19 protein-coding genes are annotated in these 22,729 nt (G+C 47.2%); 10 read left to right on the plus strand and 9 right to left on the minus strand.

Annotated features, from left to right (window positions below):
• Positions 1 to 42: 42 nt before the first annotated feature.
• The 6 genes from speB to H6F66_RS01210 all read left to right on the plus strand — a co-directional run bounded on the left by speB (position 43) and on the right by H6F66_RS01210 (position 5,259).
• Entirely contained in the window at positions 43 to 1,248 is a 1,206-nt protein-coding gene (gene speB, locus H6F66_RS01185) for an agmatinase (RefSeq protein WP_190417431.1), read from the plus strand.
• A 3-nt stretch (positions 1,249 to 1,251) separates the two neighbouring features.
• Complete coding sequence (gene hypA / locus H6F66_RS01190; protein WP_190417433.1) at positions 1,252 to 1,638, plus strand: hydrogenase maturation nickel metallochaperone HypA; 387 nt, start codon at positions 1,252 to 1,254, stop codon at positions 1,636 to 1,638.
• Positions 1,622 to 2,332, plus strand: a complete 711-nt coding sequence (hypB, locus tag H6F66_RS01195) for a hydrogenase nickel incorporation protein HypB (RefSeq protein ID WP_190417435.1) — start codon at positions 1,622 to 1,624, stop codon at positions 2,330 to 2,332. The genes hypA and hypB overlap by 17 nt, the downstream gene beginning before the upstream one ends.
• 33 nt (positions 2,333 to 2,365) lie before the next feature.
• Positions 2,366 to 3,427, plus strand: a complete 1,062-nt coding sequence (locus H6F66_RS01200; protein ID WP_190417436.1) for an ABC transporter substrate-binding protein — start codon at positions 2,366 to 2,368, stop codon at positions 3,425 to 3,427.
• A 151-nt stretch (positions 3,428 to 3,578) separates the two neighbouring features.
• Complete coding sequence (locus H6F66_RS01205) at positions 3,579 to 4,424, plus strand: ABC transporter permease (RefSeq protein ID WP_190417438.1); 846 nt, start codon at positions 3,579 to 3,581, stop codon at positions 4,422 to 4,424.
• A gap of 64 nt (positions 4,425 to 4,488) precedes the next feature.
• On the plus strand, positions 4,489 to 5,259 hold the full coding sequence (locus tag H6F66_RS01210; protein WP_190417441.1) for an ABC transporter ATP-binding protein: 771 nt from the start codon (positions 4,489 to 4,491) through the stop codon (positions 5,257 to 5,259).
• Between the two features lie 97 nt (positions 5,260 to 5,356).
• Here H6F66_RS01210 and H6F66_RS01215 read toward each other — a convergent pair whose 3' ends face one another.
• The 8 genes from H6F66_RS01215 to ahcY all read right to left on the minus strand — a co-directional run bounded on the left by H6F66_RS01215 (position 5,357) and on the right by ahcY (position 18,391).
• Positions 5,357 to 6,544 carry an aspartate aminotransferase gene (locus tag H6F66_RS01215; protein WP_190417443.1) on the minus strand — a complete coding sequence of 396 codons (1,188 nt, stop codon included), beginning with the start codon at positions 6,542 to 6,544 and terminating at the stop codon, positions 5,357 to 5,359.
• Positions 6,545 to 6,678: 134 nt separating this feature from the next.
• The gene (locus H6F66_RS01220; RefSeq protein WP_190417445.1) at positions 6,679 to 7,821 is read right to left on the minus strand and encodes an iron-containing alcohol dehydrogenase family protein; all 1,143 of its coding nucleotides are present in this window, start codon (positions 7,819 to 7,821) and stop codon (positions 6,679 to 6,681) included.
• A 140-nt stretch (positions 7,822 to 7,961) separates the two neighbouring features.
• A complete protein-coding gene (locus tag H6F66_RS01225) occupies positions 7,962 to 8,480 on the minus strand; it encodes a Ycf51 family protein (protein ID WP_190417448.1) in 519 nt (172 codons plus the stop codon).
• A gap of 6 nt (positions 8,481 to 8,486) precedes the next feature.
• Entirely contained in the window at positions 8,487 to 8,969 is a 483-nt protein-coding gene (gene sufU, locus H6F66_RS01230; RefSeq protein ID WP_190417450.1) for a Fe-S cluster assembly sulfur transfer protein SufU, read from the minus strand.
• A gap of 102 nt (positions 8,970 to 9,071) precedes the next feature.
• Complete coding sequence (locus tag H6F66_RS27470; protein WP_199295216.1) at positions 9,072 to 14,489, minus strand: CHAT domain-containing protein; 5,418 nt, start codon at positions 14,487 to 14,489, stop codon at positions 9,072 to 9,074.
• Between the two features lie 244 nt (positions 14,490 to 14,733).
• Positions 14,734 to 16,107: a DUF3370 domain-containing protein gene (locus H6F66_RS01245; protein WP_190417452.1), complete on the minus strand. Its 1,374-nt coding sequence runs from the start codon at positions 16,105 to 16,107 to the stop codon at positions 14,734 to 14,736.
• Positions 16,108 to 16,357: 250 nt separating this feature from the next.
• Positions 16,358 to 16,963: a DedA family protein gene (locus H6F66_RS01250; RefSeq protein WP_190417455.1), complete on the minus strand. Its 606-nt coding sequence runs from the start codon at positions 16,961 to 16,963 to the stop codon at positions 16,358 to 16,360.
• 150 nt (positions 16,964 to 17,113) lie between these two features.
• Positions 17,114 to 18,391, minus strand: a complete 1,278-nt coding sequence (ahcY, locus tag H6F66_RS01255) for an adenosylhomocysteinase (protein ID WP_190417457.1) — start codon at positions 18,389 to 18,391, stop codon at positions 17,114 to 17,116.
• Between the two features lie 261 nt (positions 18,392 to 18,652).
• Here ahcY and H6F66_RS01260 point away from each other — a divergent pair, with 261 nt between their 5' ends.
• From H6F66_RS01260 to H6F66_RS01275, 4 genes are all read left to right on the plus strand, one after another.
• Positions 18,653 to 20,308, plus strand: coding sequence for a mechanosensitive ion channel family protein (locus H6F66_RS01260; protein ID WP_190417459.1), 1,656 nt, complete (start codon positions 18,653 to 18,655; stop codon positions 20,306 to 20,308).
• A 240-nt stretch (positions 20,309 to 20,548) separates the two neighbouring features.
• On the plus strand, positions 20,549 to 20,818 hold the full coding sequence (locus tag H6F66_RS01265) for a hypothetical protein (RefSeq protein WP_190417504.1): 270 nt from the start codon (positions 20,549 to 20,551) through the stop codon (positions 20,816 to 20,818).
• A gap of 91 nt (positions 20,819 to 20,909) precedes the next feature.
• A complete protein-coding gene (locus tag H6F66_RS01270) occupies positions 20,910 to 21,278 on the plus strand; it encodes a hypothetical protein (protein ID WP_190417461.1) in 369 nt (122 codons plus the stop codon).
• A 155-nt stretch (positions 21,279 to 21,433) separates the two neighbouring features.
• Positions 21,434 to 21,811, plus strand: a complete 378-nt coding sequence (locus H6F66_RS01275; protein WP_190417463.1) for a hypothetical protein — start codon at positions 21,434 to 21,436, stop codon at positions 21,809 to 21,811.
• Between the two features lie 79 nt (positions 21,812 to 21,890).
• Here the strand turns inward: H6F66_RS01275 and panB are convergent, their stop codons facing one another.
• Positions 21,891 to 22,676 (minus strand): 3-methyl-2-oxobutanoate hydroxymethyltransferase, encoded by a 786-nt coding sequence (panB, locus tag H6F66_RS01280; protein ID WP_190417465.1) that lies wholly within the window; start codon positions 22,674 to 22,676, stop codon positions 21,891 to 21,893.
• Positions 22,677 to 22,729 lie beyond the last annotated feature (53 nt).

A 22,729-nucleotide genomic window follows, 5' to 3' on the forward strand; every position in this document is an offset into this window, starting at 1 on the left:
TTGCAATCGTTGGGGATTGAACAATTTTTAGGATTTTGCAAGATGACTGAAGAACGCGATCGCCCCCTTTCTGAGAGTTTAGATTCTCACTCCCAAGAGCCTCCTAGTGAAGCTGAACGAGCTTTGGAAAAAGAAGCGCGACTGCCTTTGACCGGTTGGCAACAGGAGGTTTCCAGAGGATTAGACTTAGGGTTAGAAGGAGCAGACAGTATACGCGATCGCTCCATTCCTACCTTCTCCCGCGGCGAATTACCCCACTACGCCGGAATTAACACCTTCTTAAAAGCGCCTTATTTAGAAGATGTAAAAAAAGTTGGAGAATACAATGTTGCGGTTGTCGGGGTACCTCATGATTCCGGTACTACCTATCGACCAGGAACTCGTTTTGGCCCCCAAGGAATTCGGCGTATTTCCGCACTTTATACTCCCTATAGCTTTGAATTAGGTGTAGATTTGCGAGAGCAAATCACGCTGTGCGATGTTGGGGATATTTTCACAATACCGGCTAATAACGAAAAGTCCTTTGACCAAATTTCTAAAGGTATTGCTCATATCTTTAGTTCTGGTGCCTTCCCGATAATTTTAGGCGGAGATCATTCCATTGGTTATCCGACAGTGCGCGGAATATGTCGTCACTTAGGCGACAAAAAAGTGGGAATTATTCACTTTGACCGCCACGTAGATACCCAAGAAACCGACCTGGATGAGCGGATGCACACCTGTCCCTGGTTTCATGCCACCAACATCAAGAATGCACCTCCAAAAAACTTAGTTCAATTGGGGATTGGTGGTTGGCAAGTTCCGCGTGAAGGCGTGAAATTTTATCGAGAACGAGCAAGTAATATCCTGACGGTTACAGATATTACAGAAAAGGGTCTGGATTACGCTGTAGACTTTGCTTTAGAAAGAGCATTAGACGGAACAGATTGCGTTTATATCAGCTTTGATATTGACTGCATTGATGCAGGTTTCGTACCTGGAACAGGATGGCCTGAACCCGGTGGGTTATTGCCCCGTGAAGCTCTCTATATGCTGGGCAAAATTGTCCAACGCGCACCTATCTGCGGACTGGAAGTTGTGGAAGTTTCTCCCCCCTACGACATAAGCGATATGACTGCATTAATGGCAGCTCGTGTAATTTGCGACACGATGGGACATTTGGTAGTTTCAGGTCAGCTACCAAGAAAGGAAAAACCAGCTTACATTCACGAAGAAGCTGAGCCAGAATTAGTTGCAGAGTGGAGATAAGCCTTGCACGAAACTGACATGACAAAGGCGCTCATTTTTACAGTAAAAGACTGGTGGCAATCCCAGCCTGAGCGCCCCCAGATTTCCCGAATTCACCTGATTGTTGGTAAGTTTACTTGCGTGGAGCCTGTAAGTCTGCAATTTGCTTTTGAGGTACAGGCGCACAACACTTTTTTAGAAGGAGTTGAGTTGGTAGTTCAAGAAAAGCCCTTAATTGCCTTCTGTCATCCTTGCCAACAGGAATATAACCCAGAAATTGGGTTGCAATATTCTTGTCCTCAGTGTCACTCGCCGATGGAGGATATTCGCTCAGGACGAGAATTGAAAATTGACAGAATTGAATATAGTTTCGACGAGGCAAATAAAGAAGCTTATGCACCAAACATTTGACGCGGCATTAGGGATTAACTTGCTCCATGCTAATCAGAAAGGAGCAGAACATAACCGGGCGCATTTCGACAAGTGGGGGATTACTTGTTTCAACGTTATGAGTAGTCCCGGCGCTGGGAAAACAGTGCTGCTGGAACAAACTCTCGCTGCTTTGAAAGATGAGTTAAAAATCGCCGTAATTGAAGGCGACATGACTACAGAATTAGATGCAGATAGGTTGCGACAGTATGGAGTACCTGTGTTTGCAATTAATACAGGTCGTTCCTGCCATTTAGATTCAAAAATGGTCGCTGGGGGTATCCATCAACTGGAACATCAATACAACCCTTCAGACTTCGATTTAGTGCTGGTGGAAAATGTCGGCAATTTAGTTTGTCCTGCGGAATTTGAAGTTGGAGAACACGCAAAAATTGCTCTGCTTAGTATTACTGAAGGAGAAGATAAGCCGCTTAAGTATCCAGTAATGTTTCAAGAGGCGGATTGCTTGCTGATTACCAAAATGGATTTGGCTCCTTATCTGGAAGTTGATATTAATCGGATTGCCGCTAATGTCCGCCAGATGAATCCTTATGCCACAATTATTCCCGTTTCTGCGAAGACAGGCGAGGGGTTAGACGTTTGGTTTGATTGGGTAAAGTCACAGGTAGCATCTCAAAATCAACCGCTACTAGATGCAGCGATCTCTAGCAGATAAGAAGGAGCGAGAGTAGGAAAAAGGGGGATTCTCATGAAAAGGCGATCGCTACTGTCCTGTTTTGCTCTCTTTTTAGTTAGTTTAAGCCTTGCCGTGGGTTGCACTAATCCCGCAGTTTACATTACCACCACTACCGATACTACTTCGTCCGCAGTGGCGGCTGACTCGGTGAATGCAGGTGTGGCGCGTTTGGGATTCAGTGCATGGCCCGGTTGGTTTCCCTGGCAGATTGCCTACGACCAGAAGATATTCGATGCTAAGCAGGTGGGAGTGGAACTGAAATGGTTTGATGGCTATTTGGAATCCATCAACACCTTGAGTGCAGAGCAAATCGATGCTAATAGCCAAACCCTAAACGATACCCTTAGCGCAGTATCTGGTGGCGCAGATCAGGTTGTAGTGCTAGTGAACGACAACTCCACAGGCAACGACAAGGTAATCGTTCGGGAAGGCATCAACTCCATTGCCGACCTGAAGGGTAAAAAAGTCGCAGCTGAAGAAGGTGCCGTCGATCACTTCCTGCTGCTGTTGGGACTGAGGAAAGCAGGCTTAACTCAGAAAGATATTGAATTCGTCCCTCTGGAAACGGGGAAAGCAGCATCAGCATTTGTAGGCGGACAAGTTGATGCGGTAGCAGTATTTGCTCCCTTCACAACCCAAGCGCTGAAACTCGCAGGCAGTAAGGAACTTTTCAGTTCCAAAGACTTTCCAGGGGCAATTCCCGACCATTTGGTAGTCACTCACAAATTTGCAGACGAACACCCAGAACGAGTACAGGCAATGGTCGATGCCTGGTTTGCCACCCTGGACTACATGAAGAAAAACCCTAAGACTGCGATCGCAATCATGGCAAATCGGGCGGGAGTCAGCGTTGAGGAATACAAAGAGTATGCCGAAGGCACGAGGATATTCTCAGTGGAGGATAACCTGAAAGCCTTTCAACCGGGCAACGATATGACCTCCCTGATGTTTGCATCTCAGGAAATGATTAAATTTTTGGAAGAAGTGGGTCTAGCGAAGACAAAACCAGACCTTAGAAAGCTATTCGATGACCGCTTCATCAAGGCTTATGCCCAAAAAACCATAAAAGCATAGGTATCCGGCAGTTCTTGCCAGTCAAACTGCATAACCCTTAAACTTCCTTCAAAATCCTAACTTTATGAACTTTTCCCTTTCCTCCTCCTCTGCGCCTGTGCGGTTCGTTTAAAAGCTAGTCACAATGCCGAGGATTGCCACGGAGGAATTTATGAGTCAAAGCCCTAAATCGCACGAGTCTTCCACCGAATCAAAAATGTTGCCTTCCACTGTTTTCTGGCGCATTGGCGAAGACATTCCCAAACCTCTGAATGCAGCATTGATCGCCACTTCCATTGCACTACCCCTACTGCTGTGGTGGCTGGTGACAATGTTCGGGAACATCGATCCCAAATTTTTGCCCTCCCCTGCCCAAGTTATGGCAGCATTTGGACGGCTGTGGAGTACCCGCGAACTCCTCAAGGACACAGTGGCTAGCTTGTGGCGGGTTGGTGTTGGGTTTTTACTGGCGGCAATTTTTTCCATCCCCGTTGGAGTCCTGATGGGCAGTTTTCCCAGTATTCGGGCATTGCTGGAACCGCTGTTCGGGTTGATGCGCTATATGCCTGCGCCCGCTTTCATTCCTCTTTTCATCCTCTATCTGGGCATCGGGGAAGCACCGAAAATTACCCTGATCTTCATCGGTGTCTTTTTCTTCAATTCCCTGATGGTGATGGATACTGTGAAATTCGTGCCTAAAGAATTGATTGAAGCTACCTACACGCTGGGGGGGAACCGTTGGCAGACGTTGTTTCAGGTAATTTTTCCGCACGTCTTGCCCGGAATCATGGATGCGTGTCGAATTAACTTGGCAGCGGCTTGGCAGTTGGTAATTGTCTCAGAATTAATTGCCGCAACGGAGGGGTTGGGTCGTCGGATCAGCGTGGCTGGTAGGTTTCTCAAGACTGATGAGATTTTTGTCGGGCTAATTGTCATCGGGGTGATCGGGCTGTCATTCGACCTGTTATTTCAGTACCTAATGCGGGTTTCTTGTAACTGGGCAAGCCAAAAACGATAGATTTCCTGCTATCTGAGTGTGTCGATCCTAAATATCCATTTAACGATTTAGAGGTTTTAAAGTTATGTACTTGCAAATCAATAATCTGCACAAGCACTTTAATACAAAACAGGGAAATTTAGTTGTCCTCAAGGACATTAATATGACGATTAAGGAAGGTGAATTTATTTGTGCTGTGGGAGCATCTGGATCTGGTAAGTCCACGCTGCTACGGCAGATTGCCGGACTGGATACCCCGACGACAGGGGAAGTTAAGATTGATGGCGTGCGTGTCGCTGGGCCAGGGCCGGATCGGGGTATGGTGTTTCAGCACTACACGCTTTACCCGTGGATGAACGTGCAAGAAAATACAGAGTTTGGACTAAAACTTCAGGGAATATCAAAAAAGGAAAGACGCGATCGCGCCAGTTACTATCTGAGTATAGTCGGGTTGACGGAATTTGCTAGATCGCTGCCCAAGGAACTATCTGGCGGCATGAAGCAACGAGTAGCGATCGCCCGCGCCCTTGCTTCGCAACCGAAAGTGCTGTTGATGGATGAACCTTTTGGCGCATTGGACATTCACACTAAAGAATCTATGCAACAGTTTATGCTGGAACTGTGGGAACGCAATCGTCTCACGGTTTTCATGATCACCCATGATGTAGAAGAGGCAGTTTTCCTTTCTAATCGGATCTACGCCCTGAGTGCGCGTCCCGGTACGGTGAGCAAAGAAATCCCCATCGAACTGCCTAATCGCACCCATGCTGTTAAGCGCCACTCTATTTTCCACGATTACAAGGATGAATTGATGAACTTGCTGCGGAGAAATTCCTTGGAGGCGGTGGCTGCATAGATATTCATACGGTTCAATTAAACACGCAATTACCTGTAGGCGAGACGACCGCCCTACAGGTAATTCAATGTATTGAGGGTTAACCAGAGATGACAGTTCACGGTTGATAGCGGATATTCGCTTCTTTAAAGCGGCGCAAGGCTTCACCCAAGCGATCGCATTCCGCAATCAAACTTACTCTCACATAACCTTCACCGCCAGCACCAAAAGCATTCCCCGGCGTTACAACCACACCAGTTTGCTGCAACACTGACAAAGCAAAATCTGTGGAACCCATCCCCACCGGACAAGGAACCCAGAGATACATTGTGGCTTTTGGTTTGGGAATATTCCAACCCAATTCGCCTAAACCTTGAATTAGAAAATCGCGGCGACGACGATAGCGATCGCATACCTGATTGACATATTCATCTGGCAATTCCAACGCTGTTTGGGCAGCAGTTTGCAAAGCGGCAAAAATGCCATAATCCAGATTAGTTTTCAGCGTCCGTAAGCCTTGAATAATGTGTCTATTTCCAACCACAAAACCCACGCGCCAGCCAGCCATATTGTAAGTTTTTGACATGGTGTGAAACTCGACACCGATATCTTTGCCGCCGGGAATTTCTAACAAGCTAGTCGGCTGATAACCATCAAAGGCTAACTCTGCATAGCACAAGTCATGCACGAGTAAAATTTCGTACTTTTTAGCAAAGGCAACAATATCTTTGAAAAATTCACGGGGTGCTGTTGCGCCAGTGGGGTTACTGGGATAATTGAAATAGAGAATCTTAGCTTGTTCTGCTACAGAATCTGGAATCGCACCGATATCGATTACCCAGTCATTTTCTGGTTTCAAAATCAGCTGGTGAATTTTGCCGCCGGCGATCGCTGGCCCCCGAAAATGAGCCGGATAAGCCGGAGAAGGTACTAAAACCAAATCTCCCGGATTGATATAAGCAAGCGCCAAATGAGTCAACCCTTCCTTAGAACCCAATAGCGGCAAAGCTTCGCTATCCGGATCGAGGTCAACATCATAACGACGACGATACCAGTTAGTGATAGCGCGACGGAAACTGCCAGTACCTTCAAACGGGGGATAGCCGTGATTGGCGGGGTTGTGCAAAGCTGCGATCGCTGCCTCTATCACTGGCTGCGGTGCAGGCCCATCTGGATTCCCCATTCCCAAATCAATTAAATCCAACCCCTGCTCCCGCGCCCTAGCTTTCAGTTCATCCAGGCGGGCAAATACATAGGGCGGCAGGGCTTGCAGCCTGTCGGCTGGGCTAATCCAATCTAACGTCATCAGACCTATCCGTAAACTGGTGTATATTTTCAGCGAGGCAGCGCTCTAAATCCTTATTAGGAATTGGAACATGAAATGCCACCTCGTAACTCAATCAAAACATTTTTAAAAGATAGCTAATTAATCGCCAGCCATTAGCCATTAGCTATTGACAAATGACCAATTGTCGTAGAAACCATTGCCGCCATCAGTTCGTCAGGCACAACTTTAAAGGGTAGCCGATGGATATCAGAATTAGCAGCGCAGGCAATTTCAGCCGCTTGCCGCAACTGAGCTAAAGTGATGTCACCCAAACCCAGATCCTCCAAAGTTTGAGGAAGTCCAATCTCAGCGTAAAACTTTAATAACTGTTGTCTGGCTGTAGCAGCTAATTGGTTGCCTTGTACCATTTCTTCCAAACGCAGCTGTGCGAGAATACCATAAGCGACTTTTTCCCCATGTATGGCACCATGAGCTGCCGGGATGTGAGTCAAACCATTGTGTACTGCATGAGCTGCTACTGTACGACATTGAGCGCCGCCCAATCCACCAATTACCCCAGCTAGTAAAATTGTGGCATCGACAACATCGCGCCAGACTTCACTACCTGGTTCAAGGAGGGCGGCCGCACTCTTTTGAAACAAGATATCCCGCAAGACTCTCGCCTGTTGGACTGCGGCAATTAGCAAACTTTGCTCAGAATGACCGCTACTCACAGAAGCTTCGTACCACTTTGCCAAAGCGTCTCCAATACCAGCTACCAGGGTGCGTTGCGGCGCCGTCTGAATCAAATCGTAATCCAGCACCAGCAAATCTGGACAGCGGTCGAGGCTGACATCGTACAGAAAAGCTCCGGTGTCAGAATAAACGTTGGATAGGGCTGTCCAAGCAGCGCAGGTAGCTGCTGAGGTAGGAATCGTGACTACTGGCAACCCACACTGATGAGCGAGTAATTTGGCGGTATCTAATGCTTTTCCGCCGCCGATGCCGATAATCAGATCCGCTTGAGAATCTGTGGCTGCTTGTCGCAGAGATCCCAGGCTGGCTTCGCTACAATCTGGACTATAAGATGCTGTGGCAAAGCTTAATTGCTCTAAAACGGCTTGCAATTGGGGTAGTGTGACGGCAAGGGTGCGATCGCCTCCCACAATTAAGGGACGATGCCCCAAACGCGCGATCGCTTCTCCCGCTTGCGAGAGCGCCTTCTGACCCCGCAGCACCCGACCGGGAGCCACACAGAGTGAAAACAACGAACTAGCGGTTTGAGTAGACAAATCTGGCAAAGATTGGTTGGGCATAGAACGAACTATTTTATTCTAAATAGCGGTATCTCTCAAGATTTTTCTTGAAAAAATTTACAGCGAATAAATAGAATTTTCCGGAGGCGGTTGCTTCCAGTATCAGGAAGCAACCGCCTCGATTTCATAATGACAAACGCTCAAGCGTTGGGTTTTGGCAGTTGGGCGATATTTTCCGGATAAACTTTAATAGCCAACTGGTCATCATCGCGGGTGACGAGACTCCGCTTCACCTCACCCAAGTAAAGCGGTTTAGAAACCCCTAGTTCTGGATGGATGACGGTGCGTGCGCGAATAGTGAGTTGATTGTTTATCTGACCTAAACGACCATAAGAAAACAAGTTGCTGGCGGCTTGACGCAGGGTTGCGTCCAATTGTGTTTCGGTAATTTCTGGGGGAACCTTGATTACTGTCTGCGCGCCCCCAGTGTCATAAACCAGCTTATAGCGCACCGCACCCGGAACCACCGCGTGGGTTAACGGCACCAAACCCAAGGCAAATAAACCACCAGTCAGTACGCCCATAAAGCCAGTGACACCGACTAGGCGAAACCGGATACCCCATTGCAAAATGAACCCCAGCCCTGCCAAAACACCGCAGGCTAGGGTGAGGATACCCGCCCACTTGGCATAGTTTAAAAAAGCAGCAGTCGTTAGCATGGCAGATCAAGCGTCTTCTTTTTCATTACTGATAAAGCCATTCCCTGAATTGCCATTGGGCAATTCCAGGGCAGCTTTTAAAGTATGCCAGGTAAGGTTAGCGCATTTGATTCTGACTGGGAACTGAGAAACGCCTTGCATGACGTTTAGCTTTCGCTGTTCTTTAGGAAACTCAGCTTGCCCTTTCATCATGTTTTGGAAGCGTTCAACCATTTCCAGCGCTTCGCCTACACTCTTTCCTCGTAAGGCATCCGCCATCAAGTCAGCAGAAGCCATAGCGATCGCGCAGCCTTCTCCTTCAAACTTTACTTCTTCTATGGTGTTGCCCGCATCGTTTAGATGCAACGTCAGCTCAATCGTATCGCCACAGGAAGGATTATGTCCTTTCTGATACCGATGCACCGGATTAGTTTTGCCTTTGTGCCGTGGCTTCTTGTAGTGTTCGAGAATGACCTGTTGATAAAGGTCCCGCAGGTTGCCCAGAGTCATGAGTGGATAAGTATTAAAATTTATGAATCCTTCTCGATCCTATCAGTGTCTCTCATTTTGGCAGGGCTGGTAAACCTCACTCCCAGATATGTATCCTTATTTCTACTGGGCTTCCCCAATTAGGGTAAATGCTGCCCAGTCTAACGGTTCTGGATACTGTTTCATCGTCGCTAACATTGCGCTTCGCAATGCTTGGGCTTTATTAGGGTTTGTTTGTAGAGTTCGATAAAATTCTGTCATTAGAAGGTTAGTCGCCTCGTCAGGCACCGCCCACAAGGATACGATCGCGCTGGGTACCCCTGCTGAAATCAGCGATCGCGATAGCCCGATGACACCATCTCCAGTAATTTCACCGCGTCCCGTATTACAGGCACTCAATACCACAAGTTCAGCATTTAGCTTCAAGTCAAAGATTTCTCCTGAAGTGAGGAATCCATTATCATTCTTGGATGGAGCCAGAGCGATCGCGCCAGGAACGCCTAATTCTTGAATATCATCAAGTAATCCGTGCGTTGCTAGATGAATCAGCCGCGCCTTGGACATCTGCGGCACAATATCAACCTTAGTTGCCTTGTCGCCTATAATCGCCGTGGTGTTCAAAAGTTTAGCAATCATCTGTGCTTCCTGTTCGGCACCCGGTAATGGGTCTAGTTGCTTAGGCGTTTGCCCAGACTGTTTTGCGGGCATTGTCGGCATTGTCGGATTGCCCACCACTAGCACATCTTTGCTATGTTGAGACGTTCTATGCAACGTTTCTATACGTTGCTGTTGCTGGCGCGTTAAGTCTAGCACCTCAATAGATGGAGCTGTTAGGATTGTGTGTTGCTCGACTAAGTATTTGCCATTGCGAGCTTTTAGCGCCGGGAAAGGCAGTAGGAACAACCTGCCTTGCGGAATAAATATTACGTGGGAATTTGGGTCTTTGGGCAGGAATTCAGCAATCGGCTGAATCAACACTTGATGAAGTTGCTCTCTAGCAGCTTCTCCTTGGCCAAGATTAGGGCGGTGTAAAATACGACTGTTAGCCAGCAAATCTTCAAATGAATTTTTTTGCCGCCGTAGCTGTTTAAGGTCAACTGAGCGAAACGCCACTTTACCTGTAGGCTGAACTACCCAAATAAAGAGTTCAGAGGCTTTACCTCGGAGTTTACCTTGTACTTTGAATTCTTCTTCAGGAACAATTGAATATTCAATCAGCGTGGCATTTTGTTCTTTAGCAATTTTTTTGATTTGCGCGATTGTTGGAGGGTTTAAATTAGTTTTAGATCGAGCAGATGATTCAGGAGATAACCGCTGTTGCAGTAACTGTACAAAAGCACGCGCTCGTCCCCGTTCGGAAATTTCTAAAGCAGAATCTTCTTTCTTCTGAGCGATGAGGATTTGTTGCAGCAGGTTGTAGGTAAGAACTTGCGTATCAAAAAGTGAGACATTGTGGATATCATTTAATCCCGGTCGCAGAGATTCCAAAACTTCAACTGCATCGCGGAGTTTTTTTTCTGCTTCTGGGAGTTTGCCAGAGGTAAATAGGGTATGTCCTAGATTATTCAAAGCCATTCCCTCGCCGCGTCTGTCACCAAGCGATCGCGCGATATCTAAACTTTTCTCGTGATGTTCAATTGCTTTGGCGTAGTCACCTGAATCTTCGTAAGCAATTCCTAAATTTCCTAACGCTTTCTGCTGCAACTGGCGATTGCTAGTTGTGAGAGCGATCGCTAAACTCTGCTGATAGTATCCTAGTGCTTTGACATGAGCGCTTTGAACGTGGTAAGCAGATCCGAGATTGTTTAGGGAACTTGCTTGTCCTTCCTTGTGGTTAATTTTTCGGGCGATCGCTAAACTCTGTTCGTAAGATTTAACTGCTTCCTCATACTTGCCCAAATTAGCGTAAATAGCTCCCAAATTTCCTAATGCTGTCCCTTCCCCTTGGCGATCTTTAATTTCCCGTACAATAGTTAAACTCTGCTGATAAGATTTAATTGCTTTGTCATATTCACCCAAAGCTTCATAAGTATTACCTAAATTTACTAAAATCTGACTTTCTCCCTGACGGTCTTTGGTTTCCTGCATAATTGCCAAAGCTTGCTGATGGGATGCGATCGCGTTTGCATAATTTCCCAAAGCTTTGTAAGCAATTCCCAGATTTGAGAGTGCTTGTCCTCGGTCACTAGAATTGCCATTTTCCCGCCCCATAGTCAAAAATGGCTCTAAGAGCGCGATCGCATCCCTGTAGTTTTCCTGAACCAGAGAAGCCGCACCCAGAACACCTCTAGCAGCAGCTTCCCCCGGAACGTCTTTGAGTTCCTGGTAAATTCTTAATGCCTGTTGCCAAGACTGGACAGCAGATTCAACCTTATTCGGCTGATACTGTTCAAAACCTTGCTGTAACAGTCGATCTGCCGCCAGTTTACGACTATTTTGAGCTGACGCTGATGCTACTGGTGCGGCGGGTTGTTCTTGCAAACAACGCGGATCTCGTAGTTGCAGATTTTGCGATCGCGGATCTTGCAGTTGTGCAGCGCACACAGCAGATGCTTCAGCCGTTGACAATTTCAGCGTTCCGTCGCTGTTCCGTGTCACCTGGTTCGCATGAGGTGCATCTGAGCTGCTTTTGAGGCTGTTATCGAAGGCAAGAATATCATTACCATCGGATTCCCGCGAGGCAGAAGCACTATCTCTCAGCGCAATCAGCTGTATATCTGTTGTTGTTGGTCTGTCAGCTTTATCCGTAGCCGTATCGCTGTTACTATTCGTGCTGGTGCCATTGCTAGTATTCGTATTAGTGTTGGTGCCAGTATTTGTGTTGGTGCCGATATTAGTGCCAGCATTCGTGTTGGTGCCGATATTAGTGCCAGCATTCGTGTTGGCAACGATGTTCGTGTCAGTATTTGTGTTAGTGCCGATATTAGTACCAATATTTGTGTTAGTGCCACTCCCAGTATTCGTGTTAATACCAGTGCCCGGATTCGGATTAGGGTTAGGATTAGTCCCAGGATTTGTAGTAGGGTTGGGGTTTTGGACGCTTGGGGGAAAAGGGATATTTTGAGTAGACCCATAAAACGAAATGTTATTTCCAGCTCCTACGGTGATAGCTGCTACCGTACCGCTAACGTTATTGGGGAAGTTATTTGAACCATAAACAAGCGGTGTGTAGATTTCATTTTTAGTGAAACCAGTGAAAAGTTCGCCATTAATTGCGATCGCTGGTCCCACATTAAAACCTCCGTCTCCACCTCGGATCAGAATGCTACCTTTGGTACTATTAATATTAAACTCTTTTGATACAAGTGGTGTAGTTGCACCTCCACCTCCATACCGAATACTAATCGGGGCATTGATTTCCCCATCCTTTTTACTGCTATTCGGTCTAGCATGCAGACTAGATGGAAAATTTTGTCTATATACTGTTACTACTTTTTCAGGATCAACCGCAGGATTTTCGCTTTGAAGAAAACTCAATAATTCTGGATCGTCTTTGAGTTTAACCTGCGCTTGTAAAAGAGATGCAGGAATAGTATAACTCTTAGCTTGGAAAAGACCAGCTGCTGTAATGTCAATTCCACCACTACCCGTATCAATACTATTAACTACAATATTTCCTGCTGTAGAAGACAAAACGACAGCACTATTAGCAGATCCACTCAGCCCACCCGTGAAGATATGTCCTGATGTTATGTTTCCTATGGCAGACAGATTTACGGAATCACCATCAGTATTGATGTCTTTCGTTAATATGGTGGTTCGAGAGTCAAGTAAAACTGCACCAACTTTAGCGAAAGGACCGAAGTATCCATTATTATTAATAAAACCGTTAACTTGAATTTTTCCGCTGGATGAAGTGTTAGGGACATAGCGATTTGTTAAAAGAATAACTCCATCTGGCTGAGTTATCATCTTAATGTCTCCAGCGATTACAATACTCGCATCTGTTTTTGTTCCAGCGAAAACGGGTTGAGAATTAGAGGTTGTAGATGGATCGAATGCAGAAGGTGGAATAACACTATTTGTTGGTGTCCCACCTAACAACTCCCAATTGATCCCAGCTCGAATATCTAACGTAGGTTTAGCGCTGCCATCAATTGTTACCGTCGTCCCATTGGACAATTTGACATTTGCCAAACTGGCAAGGAAAGGATCGGGATTATTAGGATTAATCGTATTTGTTATTGAGTCTGTACCAGTAATCGTGACACTGCCCAGCGTGACGCTACCTCCAGCCAAAATATGGAGTGAAGCTCCCTCATAGTCTCCTAGAGTCACATCTCCAGCTGCCAGAATAATCGGGTCGTTAGGACTCGATAGATTCCCCACGCTTCCATCCAATTGCTCAATTTTGAAGCTGCCACCTGTTGTGAAGTGAGCGTCACCGATAACTGGGTTAGGAGAGCGCAACAGTGTATTTTTACCAGAAACCACACCACTTGCCGGATGATTTAAGGCAAAGATATCAACTCCTAAATTGCCTTGAATTAGTAGATCCCCCCCTGCCTGAAGTAAAGCAGGATTCGCCTGGGTGTCTCGGACTCGTACTGTGTCCTGCGCCAGCAATTGCATATTTCCTGTCGTCTCTAGCTGGCTTTCTACTAAGGTCAGATTGTTGTTGGCAGATAGCGTTGTTACCTCGGCTGTCACTTTCTTAGCGACTATATCCCCGTTTTCCACCGCAATGCCAGATCCGGTGAGTTCTATCTGTCCGTTGTTGTTAACTGTCACTCCAGTAGCATTGCCTGCATCCCCGCCAGTCAGCAATTGGGGTAATGTGGGAATCGGCAAAGTCCAGCTTCCAGGTTCAGTGTCCGTCGTTGCCAGCGGTTGGATTTCCAAACCTAGCAGCAGTCCTTGCTGAGTGATGCGGGCTACGCGATCGCCAGGTACGGCTGCTACAGTGATGTTACCTCCTGGTGCCTTTAGTTGCCCTGTACTGACAACTGTGCCGCCTAGTAAGGTTAAGTTTTTTCCCTGCCTTACGCTGAGGTTGCCAGCGTTGACAATCGCTCCAGGTTGACTGACGGCGAAAGCAAAAGCGTTGGGATTGCCCGTCAGTGCTGCGTAGTTATTGTCACCCAGTGCGTTGAACCAGTGCGAACCGATGCCAATGCTGGTGGCTGTAGTCGCTGTGAAGGAAGCAGGTACGTTGAGACTGCTTCCAGCGCCAAATACAATGCCTGCTGGATTCATCAGGAAGAGGTTAGACTTCCCATTTGTAACTTGAATCAAACCGTTAATAATCGAGGCATCGCCACCAACGACGCGCCCCAAAATATTTTCAATACCTGGTTGGGAGAGAAAGTTGGCAATTTGGTTTGAGTTGAGTCCGAATTTCTCAAAGCTGTGGAAAAGATTCGCCCCAGATTTCTGTCCGCCGCTGATGTCGAAGCGCTCGCTATTTTGCACAACATCAGTGCCAGTGCCGTCAGCCGCTGGAACAATAGACGTTTGAGCCTGTACCGATTTACTGCTGATAACTCCTAATAACGGAAAAACTACCAGCAGACAACGCAGGCTTTTCTCAGAATTATTCATATAACTCTCGCCAAAATTATTATTGCCGAACTCAAACCCTTTCTCGCTGCAATAATTACCCTGAAGTTTTTTCTCTAATTTGGGTTTGTGCAGCTTGCATCTATTTTTCTCTTACTTTTTTAGTATTTTATATAAACTTATTCTTTTTTTCGAGCAATACTTATACTTATACGTAATTTAATTAACTTATGGTTAAATTCCCATAAGAATTATATTAAATTTGTTGTAAATGTTTAGTTCTGCTTCATTTAACAAGAGCATCTTCCGACGAATTTGCTTGCGTTCTCACAGTCAAAACCTGGGGCGGGGTAGCATCTGGGGGATAGAGAAAGTCTACTTGCACCAAACGTGTATCTCCTGGTGGCATCTTCAAAGTTACCAAAGGTTCTCCCTGTTGACCACGACGCTGTACTAAATGCACGTAACGAATTTGCGGTAGACCTCGGTCATTGTTGTAGCGGAGCTGGACAGTACCCCGGAAAAAGACTTGCGGTGCGGGTGGTTCCAAAAAACGCAGTCCCCCTTGCAGCTGATCCTGTTTAATCGGTGTTTGGATAGCCACAGTCACAGTTTGGGTATCGCTGGTGTCATTGATTAACGGTAAACTCAGGCTGTATTGAATGCCGTAGTTGCCGTGAGCGCGATAGGCGGTGTCTGGATAACGCACCTTCATGGGCGCACTTTGACTCTGGTAGGTGCCTAGCGTGCCACGAGGCAGGGTATTTAAAGCATAGGAAAACGCCGATCCTCGCGGGGGAATGCTGCGATGCTGGGCAGATGGAACTTCCACCAGCCTAGCTTTCCAAACAGAACCTTGGGCAACACCAGCAACACGACCGTAGAGAAATTGACCGTTGCTTTGTTCTGGTGGTGTGGGAGCGCGATCGCGCGGCCCTGCTAAACTACCACTATTTAACAGCGTCTGCCATTCTGACAACGTTGGTGCTCTTTCACTGCCATCAGGATTTTGCCGCGCATACATCCCTAAACTAGCAATATACACATCCGCGTCGCTGTGCAGCCGCATCAACGTAGAGCGACCATTCAACGGCGGCGTTAGCGTCTTCACCGGAATCGGCTGATTGAACAACAGTTTACTTTGCCCTGGTGGAATGACTAACTGGGCGGGAAAACCTGCCTGACGAATGCCCCGCAAAATGTCATTACTTACGCGATCGCCTGGGCCAGCGTAAACTCTACCCAAGGGATTCTCCTGCACAGAAGGCATCGGTACAAAGGGCGCATCCGGCTGACTCAGATAACTCGCCGCCTGCAAGATATCTACCGTCACCGCCTTCGTACCGGGATTATGCACGATTATCCCCAGATAAAGAGTCCGCAAGTCTTCTGGAGTCGCCACCTTAGCGATGTGGTGGGCAAACACATCAAAGCGTCCCTGGAGTGGCAAATTTAAGTGAGCATTTGGAATTTTGCCAGTAGGGGGAAATGTAGACAACAAAATTCCCTCTGTCTGCACCAATTCCGGGCTATTGCTATTAAAAACTGGAACCTTATCCAGGTTCCCTGGTAGTGGGAAAACCTCTTGAGGTTGCACCACTTCTTTTGGTGCAGGTGTTGGTTCTTGGGCAAGAAGAAAAAGTAGTAAAAATGGCAGCAATTTTACCTCGACACAGATTAAATTTACGACTTTTTATAAACTGAAATTTTGCATTTTTATCAAATCGAGACTCTGCCTCTCGATTGTTTACAATGGTGCATTTCAGTTTATCAGAAGTCAGTATTTACCTTTTACCGCATAGGTATTATAAACCAAATACGGTAAATTAAAAAGCATTTAACATTTTCCTAATTAATATTATTAGGAGGATAAAATCCGGTTTAATTCAATTTCAAACGCCTCTATATCTCTAAGTTTGTTTCTTCTTCCGTTTCATCACAAGCCAGATAACAAAGGCAACAACTAGAACCACAAACACAATTTTAGAAACCGGGCCAAGATACTGCTCCACAAGCTCATAGTTGTCTCCCAGGGCGTATCCGGCATAGGTCAGCAAACCCACCCATAATGTAGTGCCAAGGGTTGAGTACAGTAAAAAAGGCACCAACGGCATACCACTGATGCCTGCCGGAAGCGAAATTAAAGTGCGAACTCCCGGAACCAAGCGGCCGTAAAACACTGCTTTACCGCCGTGCTTATCAAACCAATTATCTGCCTTATCGATATCCTTGCTGGATAGCCCAATCCACTTGCCATACTTGTTGGCTAATCGCTTTAAATTTTCCTCGCCTACGAGTTTGCCCACATAGTACCAGGGCAGTGCGCCCAACATAGTTCCTATCACTCCGGCTGTAACCGCCAGCACAAAGTTCATGTTCCCTTTTGCCACCGTAAAACCTGCTAGCGGCATGATCAATTCTGAGGGAATAGGAGGGAATAGGTTCTCCAAAAACATCAGCAGTCCTATTCCGACATAGCCCAGAGATTGCATTGTGTTGGTTATCCATTCAACCATTGAGTGAATTCCTTTGATTAATGGCGTTATTACTGAGATACTGCACTAAAAACTGAGGCAGAGCCTCTATATCTTCGTTCCCAGGCTGAACCTGGGAACGAAGGAAAGCAGGCTCTGGCTCCCAAATAACTAATGACTACTGACTACTTTTTATGTGCCTGAAGTCCAAGAGTTAATGTACTCGATTTGATCTGGGGTGAGGCTATCAATTTGAACGCCCATTGCTTGCAACTTCAGCCGTGCAATTTCTTTGTCAATCTCGACTGGAATGGAGTGCAAACCAGGTTCCAGCTTGCCTTTGTTTTTGACGAGGTGTTCGCAAGCTAAAGCTTGGTTGGCAAAGCTCATATCCATGACTGCGCTGGGATGTCCTTCCGCAGCCGCCAGGTTAATTAAACGCCCTTCGCCTAGCACAATAACAGATTTACCATTCTGGAGACGGTATTCTTGGGTGAAGTTCCGCGCTTCCTTGACTTCAGTCGCTTTGGCACCCAATGACTTTAGGTCGATTTCGATGTCGAAGTGACCGGAGTTGCAAACCATCGCCCCGTCTTTCATGACATCGAAATGCTCGGCGCGAATGACGTGCTTGTTGCCAGTGACAGTAATAAACAAATCGCCTACAGGGGCGGCCTCTGCCATTGGCAGCACTCGGAAACCATCCATCACCGCTTCAATCGCTTTGGTGGGGTCAATCTCGGTAACAATCACGTTACCACCCATTCCCCGCGCGCGGAGTGCCGTGCCTTTGCCGCACCAGCCGTAGCCAGCAACGACAATCGTTTTACCAGCTAAGAGAACGTTGGTGGCGCGGATAATGCCATCCAGGGTGGATTGCCCGGTGCCGTAACGGTTATCGAAGAAGTGCTTGGTGTCAGCGTCGTTGACATTGATGGCGGGGAAAGTGAGAACGCCATCTTTGAACATGGCGCGGAGGCGGACAATGCCCGTTGTGGTTTCTTCAGTGGTGCCAATCAAATCGGCAATCTGGTGTTGACGTTCCTGAATCAGGGTAGCAACCACATCGCTACCATCGTCAATGATGATGTTGGGTTTGTGGTCGAGGGCGATTTGCACGTGGCGAGTGTAAGTCTCGGCATCTTCACCTTTCATGGCAAATACGGGGATGCCATGATCGGCGACGAGGCTGGCAGCCACGTCATCCTGAGTGGAGAGGGGATTGCTGGCAATGAGCAGGGCATCAGCACCAGCGGCTTTGAGGGCGATCGCTAGATGCGCTGTTTCGGTCGTGACGTGACAGCAGGCGACTAAACGAATACCTGCGAGGGGCTTTTCTTGGGCGAAGCGATCGCGTATTTGCTTCAACACGGGCATCTCTCTACCTGCCCATTCAATGCGTTGTTTGCCAGAGGGCGCGAGGGAGAGGTCTTTGACTTCGTGCTTGGGCTGAGTAACAGTTGCAGTCATTAGATTGGCTTCTCAACAAAAATTAAACTTGCAGTTCTCACTAGATTACTCGACTCAGCAGGTAAAACGGTAGCCTCAGTCCTCAGATGGAAGTCCTAAATGCTTTTAAATGTTGAATGTAAAAGAACTTCTTGATTGAAAATTCAAAACTCAGACTCAAAATCACACGCATCTGGAGATGCGTGACTAACATAGGCAGCTGTACTTAGTCTGCTTCAGACTGGTGTACTTGTGTTCAAAAGCATATTCCGGAGGTTGGAAATGCGTTCTAAATCTGATTGGGCGAATCGCCCAAAGGCATTGGCAAGTCTAGCTGGATCAATTCTGCTCGCTGGGTGGGTAGTATCTCCAGTTCAGGCACAAACCCCACTGCCGCAGAATTTGCAACTGCCCATTCCCAGCTGGCCGCTGAATGACTCGCAAAGCAATGTAGTTGCTGGTTGCATCCGTTTGGATGGTCGCTGTCTGTTTCAAGTCGCAGCACCAAAATCGGAGCTACCAGCGCGGATTCAAGATATTCAGCAGAGATTGGAAAATATTAGCAACCAATATATGCAGGATGATGCCGCTAAACTGCAAGTTGAGATCGCAAAGCAAAATAATTTGCCAGTTATTGTTGTCAACGATCAACCTGTGCTGACGGTTACACAACCGGATGCGAACCTGCAAGGGGCAGATTTGGATACACGGGCCCAAAAGGTGAGAGAATCGCTGCAAGAGGGTTTGATTCGGGCGAAACAGGAACGAGAACCCCAGTTTATAACTCGATCTAGCGCGATCGCTGGTAGTTTGATTTTGGGGATGGTGGTGGCTAGCTGGAGCCTAGAACGTTGGCGCAAGCGATCGCAAATACGGTTAGCAGCATCCGCTAGTCCCCCAACAGGTCATCCAGTTACCACCCAACTGACTCAACAGCAAAAGGGAAATTTACAAGAAGTTCAGCGCCGTCTGTATCAACTGGCTCAAGGCGGCATTTGGGGTGGTGGAGGGCTGATTATCCTGGGTTTGTTTCCCTACACCCGTATAGTCCAGGTTTTAGCCCTCTCTGCCCTACAAGTTCCTTTGCTGGTGGGAATTGTCGGACTGGGTACTTACGTGGTAATTCGTCTATCCTACGTCCTGACTGACCGATTCGCCGCTGCTTTAGCCAGTAGTTATTTACTCACCCCAGAAGCCTCCCGCCGCGTCCAACTGCGAGTTTCTACCATTTCTGCCGTCACCAAAAGCATTACCACCCTCGGCTGCATCGGGATTGGCATCTTGGTTGCCCTGACTGCGTTGGGAGTGAATATTGCCCCCTTGCTGGCTGGTGCTGGCTTAGTTGGCGTTGCCGTGTCTCTTGCCTCCCAAAACCTGATTAAAGATGCGATTAACGGCTTTTTAATCATCGTAGAAGATCAGTATGCAGTCGGCGATGTGATCGCTGTAGGAGATGTCGGCGGCTTAGTGGAATACATCAATCTGCGAATTACCCAAGTCCGCGATGCTGAAGGGCGATTGATCACGATTCCCAACAGCGAAATCAAAATCGTTGCCAACCTTTCCAGCAACTGGTCGCGGGCTGACTTAAATATTCCTGTTGCTTACGACACTAATGTGGATCAGGCGTTGAAGCTGATTGATGATGTTGCCCAACAAATGAGCCGCGACCCGATTTGGCTACAGCAAATTTTGGAGGCACCCCAAGTGCTGGGAGTTGATAATTTTGGAGAACGGGGCGTAATTATCCGCGTCTGGATTAAAACCCAGCCTTTGAAGCAATGGGACGTAGCGCGGGAGTTTCGCCGCCGCCTGAAAGTAGCTTTTGATGAGGCTGGCGTGCCGATTCCGTTACCTCAGCAGGAGATTTGGTTTAACCAATCTTTACCAGCCAAAGCTCAGATGGATGGACACGAGTCTAAAATGCTAATCCGGTAGTTGCTGATAATTGCTGGTTCATGACGCTCAACTCTTGATTACTCAAGCATTTCACAGATACCCCCTTGCCCCTTTAATCATGATCAGGCAAGGGGGTATCTGTTTGTAGCAGCACATAAAAAAATGGGTAGAAATCGACCCTATAACAGCCACATTTAGTACAAATATACTATAATAAAGAGGTGGGCTAATCAAGTCGAGCAAATGCCTGAACCCCATATGGAGTCAAGTTTTTATCCCATGACCAAGCACTACATTCTCAACCTCAATCCTTCCGCGCAGCATGAATGGGATCGTTGCACCTTGAGGAACCCGATCACTGCTGAACGGCCTGACTTGGCGGCCTTGATTGCCGATGCAGTGGGAGAGGAGGCTGGTTCTTACCTGGTTGCTGTCCATATCGAAGTTCAGGTTTTGGAGAAAGCCCCCATTGCCCAGCCAGAGAGGGTTTCCGTGGATGTGTCAGCAACGCAAAAGTCGCAACGGAAGGAATTAGTGGCGAAGCCTTGACGACAAAAGTCAAGGGCGAACGAACTCTAGCCCGCGCAGGCGGGCTAGTACAGAATTTTCTATACAAGTATTCTTGTCGCTTAAGATGCAAATGAAACTGAGTCAATATCCAGCTCTGATCGCTCAAGCTGCACAAACTGTTAATGAGATTGATTCTCAGCTTACCGCAGCGGAAATGGTAGTTAACCGGATGGAAGCGAGTGCTGATAAAAGCGTAGCATTCGAGCCTGATTTGAAAAACGATAATCAACGCAAAGGTCGCCGCTTTGAATTGTTAATGGTGAATCTGGAGTACCAACACGCACTGAATACGGTGATGCGCTTAACTGCTGAACGGGCTAACGCCGTGGCTCATCTAGAGTATCTCCGCAACCAGTTTAGCGTTGCCAAGCTGGAAACGCGGATGGCGATCGCACGTCAGCTTGCTGGTTCCGAAGCCCTTGAATTAGTGGGTGTCTAACCGCTAAAAGCTTCACCGATTGCCAGAAGATGGAATAAATCGGTGTTTCTACAAACAACAAAGGTGGGCAAAAGCCCACCTTTTTCTTTGGGTGAGGCACAATGGTTGTAATTGCCTAGCTGAGTTTTAGCTAGACTACTTTTAAGAACAATCCCATGACTACAGTTACATCCGAAGACATTGCAAAATTTCGCTCTGATTTGGCAGATTATCCCGATGCTCTAATATCTCTGGATGTGATAGAAGACTGTGAAGGAGATTTAGAAGATGCGGCGATGGTGCTGGCAATTCGAGTCGGACAGCAACCAGATATAGCTAATGCAGAATGGTTCGCAGGTTTAGCTAAAAAATGCCGTGCTGTTATCTGTCAGGAAGAATTTCGCGACGATCTGGTAAATGAACAATTTGCCTTAATGATGGGACATTTAGCAGCAACAAAACTTTGCCCAAGTCTCCTAGTAACGCCCGTTTTGATGTATGTGGGTCAGCTTGGTGTGAACAATTTTTGCGAGCCTCTTGACCCGTTATTATGATCCAAATTTATTTTTAAACGCAAAGAACGCCAAGAATAGTCCAAAGTTACGCAAAGTTTTATTTTGCCTAACTCTACGTTTAAGGTTGCTGCGATGGAAATTGACGCGATCGCACTTCACCGCTAAACTCTTGTACTGCCTGGGTAATTGTTTCTTGCAGATTGGCGTAAGATTTGGCAAAAGGCGGCTGTCGAGAGGAAAGCCCTAATAAATCGGCGGTGACGAGTACCTGTCCATCGCAGTGAACACCAGCACCAATCCCAATGGTAGGAATCGACAACTTTTGAGTAATCTGCAACGCTAACTGGGCGGGGATATGTTCCAACAAAACGGCAAAGGCACCAGCTTGTTCAAGAGCGATCGCTTCAAGTAAAATCTTCTCACCTGCTTCTGGTGTTTTCCCTTGTTGTCGGTAGCCTAGCTGATGTACCGATTGCGGCGTTAAACCTACATGAGCCATCACCGGAATACCAGCTTGCACGACTCTAGCAATAGTTTCTACCATTGCCGGATATCCTCCCTCCATTTTCACCGCTTGAGCGCCCGTTTCCTTCAAAATTCTTCCCGCTGAGTGAATCGCTTGTTGGGAACTTTCTTGATAAGTCAAAAACGGTAAATCGCACATTACTAACGCCCGGTTGACACCGCGACACACCGCTGAGGCATGGTGTATCATCTCATCTAGCGTTAATGGGAGCGTTGTTTCATATCCTAGCGCCACCATCCCCAGCGAATCTCCCACTAGGATGATATCCACCCCAGCTGCGTCTAATAGTTGCGCGATCGCATAATCCCAAGCTGTCAGCGTCACAATTGGACGCTGTTGCTGTTTCCACTGGATTAATTGCTGGGTGGTGATTGCCATAAACAAGTTAGGAGTTTTGTTCTAGACGCGATTTATAGCGTCTTGAGGTTTGA

Source organism: Trichocoleus sp. FACHB-6 (assembly GCF_014695815.1).
In the GTDB taxonomy this organism is placed as follows: domain Bacteria; phylum Cyanobacteriota; class Cyanobacteriia; order Cyanobacteriales; family FACHB-T130; genus Funiculus; species Funiculus sociatus.

Bases quoted from the DNA above. Each gene is read 5' to 3' on its own strand.
- speB (WP_190417431.1), top strand. From the start codon at position 43: ATGACTGAAGAACGCGATCGCCCCCTTTCTGAGAGTTTAGATTCTCAC.
- hypB (WP_190417435.1), top strand. From the start codon at position 1,622: ATGCACCAAACATTTGACGCGGCATTAGGGATTAACTTGCTCCATGCT.
- H6F66_RS01200 (WP_190417436.1), top strand. From the start codon at position 2,366: ATGAAAAGGCGATCGCTACTGTCCTGTTTTGCTCTCTTTTTAGTTAGT.
- H6F66_RS01205 (WP_190417438.1), top strand. From the start codon at position 3,579: ATGAGTCAAAGCCCTAAATCGCACGAGTCTTCCACCGAATCAAAAATG.
- H6F66_RS01210 (WP_190417441.1), top strand. From the start codon at position 4,489: ATGTACTTGCAAATCAATAATCTGCACAAGCACTTTAATACAAAACAG.
- H6F66_RS01215 (WP_190417443.1), bottom strand. From the start codon at position 6,544: ATGACGTTAGATTGGATTAGCCCAGCCGACAGGCTGCAAGCCCTGCCG.
- H6F66_RS01220 (WP_190417445.1), bottom strand. From the start codon at position 7,821: ATGCCCAACCAATCTTTGCCAGATTTGTCTACTCAAACCGCTAGTTCG.
- H6F66_RS01225 (WP_190417448.1), bottom strand. From the start codon at position 8,480: ATGCTAACGACTGCTGCTTTTTTAAACTATGCCAAGTGGGCGGGTATC.
- sufU (WP_190417450.1), bottom strand. From the start codon at position 8,969: ATGACTCTGGGCAACCTGCGGGACCTTTATCAACAGGTCATTCTCGAA.
- H6F66_RS27470 (WP_199295216.1), bottom strand. From the start codon at position 14,489: ATGAATAATTCTGAGAAAAGCCTGCGTTGTCTGCTGGTAGTTTTTCCG.
- H6F66_RS01250 (WP_190417455.1), bottom strand. From the start codon at position 16,963: ATGGTTGAATGGATAACCAACACAATGCAATCTCTGGGCTATGTCGGA.
- ahcY (WP_190417457.1), bottom strand. From the start codon at position 18,391: ATGACTGCAACTGTTACTCAGCCCAAGCACGAAGTCAAAGACCTCTCC.
- H6F66_RS01260 (WP_190417459.1), top strand. From the start codon at position 18,653: ATGCGTTCTAAATCTGATTGGGCGAATCGCCCAAAGGCATTGGCAAGT.
- H6F66_RS01265 (WP_190417504.1), top strand. From the start codon at position 20,549: ATGACCAAGCACTACATTCTCAACCTCAATCCTTCCGCGCAGCATGAA.
- H6F66_RS01270 (WP_190417461.1), top strand. From the start codon at position 20,910: ATGAAACTGAGTCAATATCCAGCTCTGATCGCTCAAGCTGCACAAACT.
- H6F66_RS01275 (WP_190417463.1), top strand. From the start codon at position 21,434: ATGACTACAGTTACATCCGAAGACATTGCAAAATTTCGCTCTGATTTG.
- panB (WP_190417465.1), bottom strand. From the start codon at position 22,676: ATGGCAATCACCACCCAGCAATTAATCCAGTGGAAACAGCAACAGCGT.